The organism is Fulvitalea axinellae (genome assembly GCF_036492835.1).
Classification (GTDB): domain Bacteria; phylum Bacteroidota; class Bacteroidia; order Cytophagales; family Cyclobacteriaceae; genus Fulvitalea; species Fulvitalea axinellae.
In genome coordinates, this window is sequence record NZ_AP025314.1 from 2,439,042 (window position 1) to 2,451,995 (window position 12,954).

The following is a 12,954-nucleotide window of genomic DNA, read 5'->3' on the forward strand; positions in this document are numbered from 1 at the left end:
ATTATGAAACGACTGATATATCTTTTCGGCCTGTTGTTCTTGGTTTCTTCCTGTAATGATTTTCTGGATCGATATCCGAACGATGACCTTTCGAACAAAGACGTTTGGAAAACGGAGAAGGACCTGAAACTGTCTGTAAATTACTTGTATACGGGCCTAAAACCTTCGATTAGTTTGGATAACCAAACGATAGACGCTTTTGGACCGAAATCGTCGCTGAATACTGTAAGTTCCAGCACGCATGTGCGTCCGACTTCAGACGGCGGTAACTGGGATAGCAAGTTCGATTTCCTCCGCGTCAGCAACAACTTCGTGGAGAATTACGAAAGCGCGAACCTCGCCGATAACGTGAAGGAGAAATACTTGGGCGAGGCTCTGTTTTTCCGCGCTTGGTATTACCATGACCTTGTCCGTCGCTACGGCGATATGGTTTTGGTATTGCGCACTCTGGATCTTGATTCCGAGGAACTGTACGCCGGCCGTGACCCTAGAGCCGCGGTGGTGGATCAAATTGTTAACGACCTGAAAGACGCCGTAGACTTCCTGCCGGCAAAAGGAACGGAGCTTTACGAAGAAGGAAGGATAAACAAAGGCATAGCCGAAGGCTTTTTGGCGAGAGTGGCTTTGTATGAAGGGACTCACCAGAAATACCATGGAGGTGATCGCGATGCGAACGAGTTGTTGGACTTGGCTGTCACTTCGGCCAAAAACGTGATTGACCGAGGGAATTACCGCTTGTTTGAAGACTATGTGGGCTTGTTCCTTTGGGAAAACGAAAAGAACAGCGAGACGATGTTCGCCCACCATATCCGCTTTCCCAACCGGAACGGGCGTCCCGGCCAGGCGGAAACGGCGCCGACCAAGCATCTGGCCGATATTTATTTGGGTGTAGACGGCCTGCCGATCGACCACGAAAACTCGACAATCAACCATAGCTACTTGCCTTTGGCCGAAGGGACGGAATTCAAAAACCGCGATCCGCGGATGGCGATGACAATCTGGATGCCCGGAGCGCGTCTTTTGATTCCGCAGAATGAAGGTTTGCCAGACGATAGCGAAGAATTAAAGACATATAGCCCGAGTGTAAATGGTACTATGGGTTCGGGCTATGGCTTGCGCAAATACAACGACGGCCGAAACGCCGCTAAGAATGAGGTGGACAATATATTGATGCGCTTTGCGGAGATGTATCTGATTTTTGCCGAAGCGACATTCGAGAAAAACGGTTCTATCACCGACGCCGAGCTTAACTACTCCGTAAACGTATTACGCGACAGGGTAGGGATGCCCGCCAAGCTGAATAACGCCTTTGTACAGGAAAACAACTTGGAAATGCTTACCGAAATTCGCCGTGAGCGCCAAGCCGAATTGGGAATGGAAAACTTCCGTTATGATGACATCATCCGCTGGAAAACGGCCGAGACGGAATTGCCCCAAGATGTTTTGGGCGTAAAATACGACGAAGAGCTCTTCGGGCCAAGACCGGAGAACATTCAGGTAAACGAAGACGGATTTATACTCCTGCAGTCAGCGGAAAGCCGTAGCGGTTTCGACGCAAACAAGCATTATTTATTCCCGCTTCCGTTGGACCAGCTCTCGCTGAATCCTAAACTCGGAAAGAATCCGGGTTGGTTATAATTTTGAACAGCGTTTCTTAAAGTTGATATGGACGGCGCCTTGGGGAAACCTAAGGCGTCGTTTTTTTATCGTTAATAGTGTGTCGGTTTTTAGGGAAGGGCTACCTGTCTTGATCTTTAGTCAAGTAAGTTTTGTGTTGATTTGCGAGCTTGTAAAGGTGGCGAGCCAGCTTTAATTGTTTTATCGCACCGTTGATTCATTTTGTTAGACAGACTGTAATGTTTTGATTTCTAGATTTGTAGGCGGTAATGGTTCGACTTATGTGCATTTTTACTGAATATATTAATCTGTTGGATTGTGATGTTTTGCCTTAATTTCCCTTTTTTTGTTAGCGGAGGAATACCGGTGTTGAATGGCTTTAGGTGTGCGAAATATTTAAAAGAATAACCTCTATGCCTAGCCGGAATGAACCCGATTTAAAATCAAACCCGTAAGGAAGGGAGAGCTTATGGATAAACGAAAACTACTAAGACTACTATTTTTCTTTTTTGTAATGAGTGGCGGGGCATACGCTCAAAACAGCCTCCGGGTTCGGGTGGTCCGTGACGGCTCCGGCTCCGATAAATACATCGACAGTCTGATTCGGCATGAGACTCAGGAGTTGATGCGTTATCGTGGAGGGGTGGAGATGAGTTTCGAAAAGGCTGGAACGGGACTGGACGAAGCGGAGCGAGTTTTGCGAAAAGCGTTCGCCGATCCATCCACTGATCTGGTCGTGGCATCCGGCGTTATGGGTTCCATAGCTATGGAGCGGATAGGCGAGTTGCCCAAGCCGGGTATAGCGGCACTTGTGCTATCTTCCGAATTTCAGGGTTTTCCCAAAACCGAAAAGGGGACTTCCGGCAGAAAGAACTTCGCTTATATAGGAAGCCCGTTTCGTTTTGGGCGTGATTTGGAAAAGCTTAGGGGAATAAAGGAGTTTAAGCACCTTGCGATAATAGTGGATCAAGGTCCCCAGACCCGTTTGGATAAACTGGCTACGAAGTATTTTGAAACTTTAGCGAAATGCCCTGTCAGTATAGTGCCTATTTCTGGCGATCCGGAAAAGGATTTGGCTTTGATCCCCGAATCCGTGGATGCCGTTTATTATACGCATGTTGAGGGCTACGCCCCGCATAGCCGAAATCTGCGTGTATTTTTTGACAAGCTACATACCCAAGGACGGCCCGTGTACGCGATGCTAGGAAAAGACTATGTGGAGTCAGGGGCTTTGGCCAGTATGTCAAACGACAACGAGACGGTGGCCCTTGCTCGCCGGATAGCTCTGGATATTATGAAAATAAGCGAAGGCGTTAAGCCTTCCGACTTGCCAATCGATCTGGAAGTGTTTGGGGAAGATCTGTATTACAATCTTGACGCTTCGGCTAAATTGGGCCTTGTTCCGGGATGGGACGTAGTGGCGGGAGCCATACTTACGCGTTCGGAAGAGGCTGAAGCTACGGGTGAAAACTTGGATTTGAAATCGGCCATTGTACGCGCTTTGGGAGAAAACTTGGGGTTGAAAGCCAAGCAGTATGACAATAATATCGCCGAGCAGGAAGTTGGATTGGCCAAGGCCAAGTTACTGCCACAGGTAGAGGCGGGACTTACGGCGGTAAAGATCGATAAAGACAGGGCCGAGAGCTCTTTCGGAAGCTCTTCCGAGCATACGGTTAACTTGACGGGCAAGCTTTCGCAAGTGGTGTTTAGCGAACCGGCTTTCGCCAATGTTACTATCCAGCGCATGCTGGCGGAGGCGGAGCGCCAAGGCGTAAAAACCGCCGAGCTTGATTTGGTGCTGGAAATATCGGAAGCCTATCTGCAGCTGTTGCAGGCCAAGAGTATTGTGGAAATCCGTGAAGACAACCTGTTGGTGACCAAAACCAACCTCGACGTATCGCGCGCTAAGCATAATGTGGGGCAGGGAAGTCCCAGCGACGTTTATCGCTTGGAAGCCCAGTTGTCGCAAAACAAAAACGAGCTGTTTGACGCAAAGCTGACAGCCGAGAAGGCTTCCTTGCTTTTGAAACAGTTGCTGAATTTACCGCAAGAGGCCGAAATTCATACCCGCGAACTTGGGATAGGGGACAATCCGCTTGATATCAATGGGGAGGAACTTACGGCATTGGTAAGCGAGAATCACCTTTCCCGCCGTTTGGCGACTTTTTTGGTCAGGGAAGCTAACGCTAACCTTCCGGAAATCAAGCAACTGGTGGCTTCGATCGAAGCTCAGGAGCGCTTGAGGAAATCGCAAAACCGCAAATTGTTTACGCCCAGCCTCGGCCTAAGCGGAGAAACCGGCAAACCGCTTTACCGTAGTGAATTGCCCGGGGTGGAGGAACTGAACAAGGATCTGACTTGGAATATTGGCCTTGGGCTGAATATGCCGATTTACGGTGGAGGCCAAAACAGAAAAGAACTCCGTAAGACCAAATTGTCAATAGAACAGCTGCAATATCAGGAGAAAGACCTGAGAAACCAGTTGGAAATGCGGGTGCGTATAAATTTGGCTTCGGTTAGGGCCTCGTTGCTGAAAGTGGCGCAGTCGGCCATTGCCCAAGACAAGGCTGCGAAGAGTTTGGAAATCTTACAGGACTATTATCGCCAAGGCTTGGTGGATTTGGTGAAACTGCTCGACGGCCAAAATGCGGCTTTACAAACCGAAATCGCCACATCAAACGCCACTTACGCCCTTACGCTGGACTTTTTGGCCTTGGGCCGTTCCATCGGGCGCTATGAATTTTTGGACACACCCGAACAGCGCAAGGAGTTTTACACCCGTGTTATGGAATATCTGTTGTCCGAGAATTAATAAGCTAGCGGTGAATTATTAAAAAGGTAAAGCGATAAGAGACTTCGTGATTTTTTTCGAAGAATGAAAAGCAAAATCCGCAATGCAGATTTGCGATAATCGCTTACCGTTAAACTAAACGTGGCTACGCTACGGAGTTTTTATCTAGAGAAGAATACAAGCATGAAAAAATATATAGTTCCGATACTTTTCGTCGCCTTGATGACGGCGTGTGGAGGCGAAAAAGAAGCCCCGAAAAAAGAACGTCTGCGTCCCGTTCGCTCAATGGTAATCAGCGAATCCGCCTCGTCAGACGCCTACGTGTTTACGGGTACCACCAAGTCAACGCTCGAATCGAAGCTGAGCTTTAAGGTAAGCGGTCAGTTAAAGCAAGTAAACGTAAAGGTGGGTGACCGTGTGACGAAGGGAACCGTATTGGCTAGCATCGACCCGACGGATTATTTAGTGGAACTTCGCCAATCAGAAGCCAATAAAAAGGCTACCGAAGCGCAATACGTGTCGGCGCGCTCGTCTTACTACCGTATCGAAAAATTATTTGAAGCAAACAGTCTTCCGTTAAGCGACTTCGAAGAGGCTAAGGCGGGTTTTGAATCGGCGAAAGCCAAACTCTTGGCGGCCAAGGAACAAGTGGCGGCGGTAAGAAACAAAGTGACCTATACGCGACTTGAGGCGCCGATTGACGGTGTGGTTACGGACGTGTCCGTGGAAGAAAACGAGATGGTGAGTTCATCTTCGAAAGCGTTTACGATGAGCGCCACCAGTAAAGTGGAAATCAAGGTTGGCGTGCCGGAAAACCTTATAGCGCACCTTAGCGAAGGAATGTCCGCCAAGGCCACATTCGCGTCGCTGAACGGGAAAGTTTTTCCAGGTACGGTAACGGAAGTCGGATACAGCTCATTGGGTGGTTCCACTTATTTGGTAACAGTCGTGCTCGACGGCAATGACAAAGCGATTCGCCCTGGAATGCCCGCCGATGTCGAGTTTCGTGTGGAAGGCGGAGCTTTCAAAGGAAATATCGTAGTGCCGGCCTCGGCTGTGGGCGAAGATTCCAAAGGGCGTTTTGTCTACACTTTGGAAAAACAGTCTGGCAAAGTGGCCAAAGTGAAAAAGGCATATGTGAAAATCGGGGCGCTCACACCCCGCGGTTTTGTGATAAAAGAAGGATTGGGCGTTGGGCAGGTGGTGGCTACGGCCGGCCTTTCCGTATTGTTGGAAGGCGTGAGCGTACGCTTGGACTAATGTTGCCCGAATCTATTGTTCCTTAAACAGAACCGAAGATGAACTTATCAGAATTCAGTATAAAAAGAAGCCGGGTCACGTTTACGCTTCTGTTCGTGATCATGGTTATGGGCGTTTCGATGTACAAGAAACTCCCGCAAGACAGCATGCCTCCTTACACGGTGCGTGTGGCGCAGGTGATCGCCTCGTTTCCGGGAGCTTCTCCGGACAGGGTGGAAAGGCTTGTGGCCGACAAGATCGAAAAGCGAGTGCAGGAAATTCCCGAGGTAAAACAGATCAGTAGCCAATCGAGGACGGGGCTGGCTGTTATTGGGATAACGGTTAAGGACCAAGTGGCCAAGGAAGACCTGCAAAAAATATGGGACTTGGTCCGCCGCAAAATGCAGGCGCTCAGTTTGCCGGAAGGCGTACATTGGGAGCTGAGGGATGACGGCGTTGGCGAAGTTTACGGGATTTCCTTGGGTTTGATCAGCGATGGCTTGCCCTACGACGAAATGAAAGATTACGCCGATGATATCCGGGATGCGTTGGTGAAGTTGCCCGACGCGGCCAAAGTGGAAATCGGCGGAGCGCAGGAAGAACGGGTGTATGTTGATTTTGACAACGCCCGTTTGGCCCGTTATGGCTTGACTGTCGGCCAATTGAAGAACCTGATCGCTTCTCGAAATATTTTGGTGTCAGGCGGTACGATCAGCCAAGGCGAAGAAAGCGTGATTTTGGAGCCTACCGGTAACTTTGACCGTGTGGAGGAGTTGAAGCGTATGCTCGTGCCCGTAGGGGAATCTGGCGAAGTGGTGTACTTGGGTGATATTACTAATATTCACAAAGGGTATATATCTCCGGCCAAAAGCTTTGTGAGGGTAAACGGGCAGAAAGCTTTGAGTTTGGCCATTTCCTTGAAGAAAGGAGCCAATATCGTGCGTTTGGGAGAAGACGTAAACCGAGCGGTGGATACGTTGATCGACGATTTACCTGTTGGTCTTTCTCTTGTGCGTTTGACATCGATGGACGAGTTTGTCAGTACGAGTGTAGACGATTTTATGTCGAACCTGTTGCAATCGGTGGCTATCGTACTGTTGGTGATGCTTATTTTCTTGGGCATGCGTACGGGATTCGTAATTTCGAGTCTGATCCCGATGGTAACGCTGGCTACGCTTTTGGTAATGGGGCTTATAGGGATGGGGCTGAACCAAGTTACTTTGGCCGCTTTGATTATGGCTTTGGGCATGATGGTGGACAACGCCGTGGTGGTCTCCGAATCTATCATGGTGAAGATGGAAGAAGGCGCTGACCGGATGACGGCCGCGGTGGATTCTTGCAAAGAGCTGTTTATTCCCTTGTTGATCTCGACATTGACAACATCGGTGGCTTTCCTGAGCTTTTATCTGGCCGAATCTGTGATGGGCGAGATTATGGGGCCGATTTTCGTCGTGATTACTATCGCATTGTTGGCCTCATGGATTATTTCCCTGAGTATGATCGCTTTGCTTTGTTATTTCTTTATAAAAGTAAACGGGCCGGGTGAAGAGCAGAAGTTGTCGTTTTTCGACAAGTTTATCGAGTTCATGAAAAGCAAATACGAAATGCTGATCCATGTAGCGCTTCGCAAAAGGGTTTTGGTGCTATTCTCGGTGCTCGGGATGTTTTTCCTTTCCTTCTTCGGTTTCGGTTTGGTTCCTTTTATCTTTTTCCCTGACAGTGAGCGTAACTTGGTGACGGTGGATATCAATTTGCCTTTGGGAGTGAAAATCGAGGCTACGGAAACCGTTGTGGAGGAAATCGAGACTTTTATAAAAAAAGAACTGCAAGCCGAAGATAAAAAAGTGGTGGTAGACTGGTCGTCGTATATAGGGCAGGGGCCGGAATCATATGACTTGGGTTACGCTCCGGACGAGGCGAACAGCAATTATGCCCATATGCTGATCAACACGACCTCGGCGGATATGAACGAGCGGGCGATAAGTAGCCTTGACGATTTTTGTTTCGAGCGTTTCCCTACCGCTGATATAAAAGTTAAACGCCTCGGAAGCGCAGGGGGAGGTACTCCGATCGAAATAGAAATAATCGGAGACGATCCGGCCAAACTGTTCGAGGTTTCTGAATCCGTAAAGCAAATGCTAGTCGGGATATCGGGTACGAAGAACGTAAAGGACAATTGGGGTCCCAGAACCAAGAAATTGGTGATTGATATAGATCAGGCTAAAGCCCAACAGGCGGGAGTTACGAATCAGGATATCGCCGTTTCTTTGTCGTCGGCACTTACGGGCGTCAAAACGGGAGAGTTCCGTGAAGGTGACCAAAGTTTGGCAATCGTAATGCGAAACGAGAAAGGCGAGTCTTTGGATATCGATCGTCTGAGAGGTGTGAATATATACGCCCAACAGTCGGGGAAGGCGGTTCCTTTGAGTCAGGTGGCCCGTATTGTGCCCAAGTGGCAATATGCGCAGATCCGTCGTAAAGATCTGGATCGCACCATAACGGTTTCTTCACAACTAAGAGAGGGCGTTACGGCATCCGAGGTGACCAACGCTTTGGTTCCCGCACTTGAGGAAAGCGTGGTTAATTGGCCGAAGGGTATCACTTACGAACTGGGTGGAGACAGTAAACAGTCGGCTGAAAATATGGGCGCCGTGATCGACTATTTGCCTTTGTGCGGTTTTCTGATTGTGCTGTTGCTGATTATCCAGTTCAATTCTATGCGCAAGACATTGATCGTTCTTTGTTCTATTCCTTTGGGAATAATCGGCGTGGTTTTGGGGCTGATCCTGCTTCGTTCTTATTTCGGTTTTATGGCTTTTCTGGGAGTTATTTCCTTAGCCGGTATTGTGGTCAACAACGCGATCGTGTTGATTGACCGAATCGAGATCGAGCTGGAGACCGAAGGAGTGGAAGCTTATGACGCCGTGGTAGGAGCCTGCCTTCAGCGTTTCCGCCCGATTTTGCTGACAACCCTTACCACAGTCTTGGGTATGATTCCGTTGTATCTGGGCGGTGGAATTATGTGGGAGCCGATGGCGGCTTCGATTATGGTTGGCCTTATGTTCGGCACTGTGATTACGTTGTTGTTTGTGCCCGCGTTTTATAGCGTATTGTACAAAGTGAAAAATCCCGAAACGGCACCAATTGCCGAGGATTTGGAAACGGCCTGACTAAGCTAAATAAGATTATAAGTTATTTTGAAAAAAGCTATTTCCGTATTCGGGAGTAGCTTTTTTCACTTTAAACATGATTGGAGAATCATAAGTAGTCATTCAAAATTAATTCGATACTTTGTCCCAATCCCTCTAATGACACCATCGATGGCTTTTGTCAGCTCTTCTATTGAATCAAAATAGTTCGGCTTTGAAAGCCATCGATGCTTGAATTCGAGCCAAAGCCTCTCGATGAAATTTAGCTCGGGAGAATATGCCGGTATAAACTGAAGGAACAAGCCTTTGCCTGCCCATTCAACCATTTTCTCTCTGACGAATATCGCTTTGTGGATGCTTGCGCTATCGATTAGGACAACTGTTTTCTTTTCTATTTGATCGACAAAATCATTAATGCATGCGACGGTGGTTTCAGCCGTTGCCGCGCCGTCAACTCTGAATCCGTGGAAATCGCATTTCCGATTCACAAAGCCGACAACCGTATGGTTGCTGCTGGGCATACTGGATAGTCGGTGCGTTTTTCCAACCTTTTGCCATCCATAAGGAACGACCGGTGACAGGTTCACTCCCATTTCGTCAAACGAATACAAATCTATTTCACCTTCATCTTCCATCTTCTTAAGCTCCTGTATCTCCGTTTTAAAGAAATCAAACAGCACCTTGTCCCGTTTGTGGGAACAGCTGACCCGCATTCTTTTGTAGCTGTATCCGGCAAACCTTAATAATCGGGACAGGACCGCGCGGGATGCGGTAACGGAACAGTTCTCTTGAGCCCATTGCACCACTTGACAAAGGCTTCGTGGGACATTCTTATCCACATACTCAAATTTTTTTGGAGTTATCCTCCCCAATTATAGGTTTCCGCCCACGCCCCGGAAGGTCTTTAAGGTCCCAGTCTTCATTCTCCTCAATTTGATCGAACCAAGACGATACGGTTTCCGTTGTGACACTCAACAGATCGCTGATCTGGGATCGTTGATACCCCTTGGCACTAAAAAGCATGGCTTGGGCTCTTTGCCTTACCCGATAATTCTCACTCTTTCTGACAAGAGTTTCTAAACGGTTGACGGTCGATGATGATAGGTTCAAAAAACGCATGACCTAATTTACAGATTTAATAATTTACGTGGGCATGCGAAGCTAAACTCGAATTATTTTTGGAGGGGTACTTAAAACAAACTAGCTTCGCGTCTTGACTGGCGGAACACGCTGGTTTGCACGAAACAATAGAAAAGAAATTATGGGGAAATTAGGACTCCGAAGAGGTGTGCTGAAGGTATGGGTTTCGGCGCTGGTGTTACTGATCTTGCACGGTTGCGACTTACTTGAGTATTCGCGATACGATATCACGTTTAACAGCGATCAAAAAGATCAGATAAAGAAAAACCTAAATGAACTGGCGAATACGCCAGGCAGTAAAGAGCAGGGGGCGTTTACTTTTGCGTTTATCGCCGACAGCCAGAATTTCTTCGATCGGTTGACGGAAACTGTTGACAGGGTAAACGGACATGAAAAGGTGGAATTTACGCTTGTGGGTGGTGACATCTGCGAATATGGGCTGCCCGCCGAGTATGAATTGGGACTTAATAATTTTCAGGATTTGGATAAACCGTTCCTGACCACGATCGGCAACCACGACGCTTTGGGTAACGGGGCGGAGGCGTATTCTGAAATGTATGGCCCGTACGATTATACATTTATTTACAAACGGGTAAAGTTTATTTCGATTAATACGAATACGCGCGAATTCCGGAAACTCATGCACGTGCCTGATGTGAGTTGGCTTGAGAAGCAATTGAAAAAAACGGATGATCACGATTACACGATCGTTTTCTGCCATACGGGTTTTTATCCTGATGATGATTCGTTTGACCAAGCCTTATTTCCAGAAATCGACCGAATGTTGAGCAATACTCCGGACTTGGTAGCGGTGATCCACGGACATGGCCATAGTAGCGGAACATTCTATCCGTTGACGAACAAATCTATACCGATGATTGAAGTAGGGGCAGTAGCGAAAAGGTTTTATTCAGTATTCCATTTCGATTCGGGCTCTTTGCGGGAAGAGGTAATCAACTTTGATTAAGTGTTGGCGGATAGTTCGAGAATCAACACGATTGGCTTTATTTGAAGAGAAGAGATGAACAGGATATTTATAACGATATTGGCTGTGTTAGTAAGTTTACCGGCCTTATCGGATGGAGTAAAAAGTTCCGTTGAACCGGAAGAAAGCAAGACAATTAGGTCGAAATGGTTACCCGATTATTCGAAAATACAATTTGCTGGAGGCCTGGGAATGTTTTCGGTATATGGCGGATACAATTTTGGTAAACGTCGCCAACACGAGTTGGAGCTAGGTTTTGGTATGAAACCAAAAAATGTTCGCGGGAAAGAGGACCTTTACTTGTCCTCGATCAGGTATCAATACGCGTTTCTAAAATCCGTTGATTTGGGCAAGGGCTGGAGCTGGAATCCGGTAAAGGGCAGTATGACTTTTATCTTTTATTATGATCGGTATCTGGACGACTTAAAAGACGGTTTCCCCGACGGGTATTACCTTTTAAGAAATGACCAAACTTTGCAATTAGGTTTTGAGACAGGGTTTACGAAGCGTTTCGAAAAAGGAGAGGTTCTTAAAGGAATATCGTTTTACGGCAATGCCAATCAGGACCTAGTGTATTTGCTCAATACGTTCAGGTCTTTTAAACAGGAGCAAGGGCATTTGATCTCACTGGGATTGGGCGTGATTTTCCATTTTGAGCTTTAACACAAGCAAAGCGACCTTCTTTCTGATTTTGGGGAGGTCGCTTTTTTTATAAGAATATCAATGACAGTCTTTATTTTTTCGTAATTAAAAAACAAGCCTGAAAATTTTTGTGATATTACAGTCTTATTTTGTTTGAATTGAGTTTTTAACATTTTTTCTATTAAATTTATTGTAATTATTTGAGTTTAATTTTGTTTTAAAGATACTATTTTTATCATGAAAAGAATTTTATCCGTATGCTTTGTTGTGATTTTTGTGGGAATCAATTGGGTTCAGGCAAAAGACTTGGTGGTGACTTACAATGGCTATAATGGGACTTATAGTACTATCCAAGCGGCTGTAAATGCGGCTACGGCAGGTGACCGTATTCTTGTTGAAAATAGAGGTGTGTCCAACTCGGCATATCAAACAGGAAAGGATATTGAGATAGCTAAGGACATTACAATAATGGCATCACCTACGGCTTTAAAAAGGCCCGTTATAGCTGATGATATCATTGCTGGAGCTGATGTGAAAATCAGGTTGAAATATTTAGATATAAAATCAAATCGCGTGAGCGATGTTACTGGTCATAAATTGTCGTTAGAGATCTTTGATTGTATTGCAAATAATGTTTATTGTAATAATTTAGATTCGAAGTTGATACTTGTTCATAGTGTGGTGAGGGGAGAATTACTTGCGCATAGCGGAAAAATTATTGGGAGTAATATAACTAAATTTGTATTTCAAAGAGTAGAGCGTAGATTGACATACGTTAGTGACTTAATTGTTATAGGCAATTCGATATCGGAAATAGCGAATAGTGAATCCATTCAGCAAACTATCCATTTTTATGGGAATGAGTTAAAGAGCTCTTTCGCATTGCCATGTGATGGTAATAGTAAATTTTCAAACAACACTATTGTCTTGGAGTCTGCAACCTCTAACAATAATATACTAAGTTTGGGCGATGCGGAGATTATGAATAATGCATTACGCCTTCAGGTATACATAGGTTCGGGAGATAATTATTACAATATTTTTAATAAACCAGAGAATGCGGCGTTCAATCATATTTATGTAGCGCAGGAAGAAGCTTATAAAGATCGCTTGTTTATTAAAAACTGGGGAGCACAGTATACGAAAGGTAAAAATGTGACGCCTCATAAAGGGGCCCCAATGCCGGCGTATTCCAACTTGGACCGTACCCGCAATACCCAAGGTAAGTCCGGAGGCTCTTTTCCATTTGAAATGTACTATCATCCGGCGGGAACCAGTGAGGAAATATCCTTGCCTACCGTGTTTTATATCAATTTGTTGAACAACCGAGTTAATCCAGGGGAGACAATTGATATAGAGGCAGAGGCTAAGACCGGCAAATGATTTTTCTT

General features: G+C 46.4%; 9 protein-coding genes. 7 read left to right on the forward strand and 2 right to left on the reverse strand.

What is annotated here, in order from left to right:
• Positions 1 to 3: 3 nt before the first annotated feature.
• The 4 genes from AABK39_RS09370 to AABK39_RS09385 all read left to right on the forward strand — a co-directional run bounded on the left by AABK39_RS09370 (position 4) and on the right by AABK39_RS09385 (position 8,817).
• Positions 4 to 1,638, forward strand: coding sequence for a RagB/SusD family nutrient uptake outer membrane protein (locus AABK39_RS09370; protein ID WP_338391071.1), 1,635 nt, complete (start codon positions 4 to 6; stop codon positions 1,636 to 1,638).
• Positions 1,639 to 2,086: 448 nt separating this feature from the next.
• A complete protein-coding gene (locus AABK39_RS09375; protein WP_338391072.1) occupies positions 2,087 to 4,429 on the forward strand; it encodes a TolC family protein in 2,343 nt (780 codons plus the stop codon).
• Between the two features lie 162 nt (positions 4,430 to 4,591).
• Positions 4,592 to 5,668 carry an efflux RND transporter periplasmic adaptor subunit gene (locus tag AABK39_RS09380; RefSeq protein ID WP_338391073.1) on the forward strand — a complete coding sequence of 359 codons (1,077 nt, stop codon included), beginning with the start codon at positions 4,592 to 4,594 and terminating at the stop codon, positions 5,666 to 5,668.
• 38 nt (positions 5,669 to 5,706) lie between these two features.
• The gene (locus AABK39_RS09385; protein WP_338391074.1) at positions 5,707 to 8,817 is read left to right on the forward strand and encodes an efflux RND transporter permease subunit; all 3,111 of its coding nucleotides are present in this window, start codon (positions 5,707 to 5,709) and stop codon (positions 8,815 to 8,817) included.
• Positions 8,818 to 8,915: 98 nt separating this feature from the next.
• Here the strand turns inward: AABK39_RS09385 and AABK39_RS09390 are convergent, their stop codons facing one another.
• Both AABK39_RS09390 and AABK39_RS09395 read right to left on the reverse strand, forming a co-directional pair.
• Complete coding sequence (locus AABK39_RS09390; protein WP_338391075.1) at positions 8,916 to 9,635, reverse strand: IS630 family transposase; 720 nt, start codon at positions 9,633 to 9,635, stop codon at positions 8,916 to 8,918.
• Positions 9,636 to 9,639: 4 nt separating this feature from the next.
• Positions 9,640 to 9,915 carry a helix-turn-helix domain-containing protein gene (locus AABK39_RS09395; RefSeq protein ID WP_338391076.1) on the reverse strand — a complete coding sequence of 92 codons (276 nt, stop codon included), beginning with the start codon at positions 9,913 to 9,915 and terminating at the stop codon, positions 9,640 to 9,642.
• Positions 9,916 to 10,057: 142 nt separating this feature from the next.
• Between AABK39_RS09395 and AABK39_RS09400 the strand changes: the two genes are divergently transcribed.
• The 3 genes from AABK39_RS09400 to AABK39_RS09410 all read left to right on the forward strand — a co-directional run bounded on the left by AABK39_RS09400 (position 10,058) and on the right by AABK39_RS09410 (position 12,946).
• Entirely contained in the window at positions 10,058 to 10,903 is an 846-nt protein-coding gene (locus tag AABK39_RS09400) for a metallophosphoesterase family protein (RefSeq protein WP_338391077.1), read from the forward strand.
• A gap of 279 nt (positions 10,904 to 11,182) precedes the next feature.
• Positions 11,183 to 11,584 carry a hypothetical protein gene (locus tag AABK39_RS09405; RefSeq protein WP_338391078.1) on the forward strand — a complete coding sequence of 134 codons (402 nt, stop codon included), beginning with the start codon at positions 11,183 to 11,185 and terminating at the stop codon, positions 11,582 to 11,584.
• Positions 11,585 to 11,800: 216 nt separating this feature from the next.
• Complete coding sequence (locus AABK39_RS09410) at positions 11,801 to 12,946, forward strand: hypothetical protein (protein WP_338391079.1); 1,146 nt, start codon at positions 11,801 to 11,803, stop codon at positions 12,944 to 12,946.
• The last annotated feature ends 8 nt before the right edge of the window (positions 12,947 to 12,954 follow it).

Excerpts from the sequence above, each read along its gene's own strand:
- AABK39_RS09370 (WP_338391071.1), top strand. The coding sequence starts at position 4 with ATGAAACGACTGATATATCTTTTCGGCCTGTTGTTCTTGGTTTCTTCC.
- AABK39_RS09375 (WP_338391072.1), top strand. The coding sequence starts at position 2,087 with ATGGATAAACGAAAACTACTAAGACTACTATTTTTCTTTTTTGTAATG.
- AABK39_RS09380 (WP_338391073.1), top strand. The coding sequence starts at position 4,592 with ATGAAAAAATATATAGTTCCGATACTTTTCGTCGCCTTGATGACGGCG.
- AABK39_RS09385 (WP_338391074.1), top strand. The coding sequence starts at position 5,707 with ATGAACTTATCAGAATTCAGTATAAAAAGAAGCCGGGTCACGTTTACG.
- AABK39_RS09395 (WP_338391076.1), bottom strand. The coding sequence starts at position 9,915 with ATGCGTTTTTTGAACCTATCATCATCGACCGTCAACCGTTTAGAAACT.
- AABK39_RS09400 (WP_338391077.1), top strand. The coding sequence starts at position 10,058 with ATGGGGAAATTAGGACTCCGAAGAGGTGTGCTGAAGGTATGGGTTTCG.
- AABK39_RS09405 (WP_338391078.1), top strand. The coding sequence starts at position 11,183 with ATGAAACCAAAAAATGTTCGCGGGAAAGAGGACCTTTACTTGTCCTCG.
- AABK39_RS09410 (WP_338391079.1), top strand. The coding sequence starts at position 11,801 with ATGAAAAGAATTTTATCCGTATGCTTTGTTGTGATTTTTGTGGGAATC.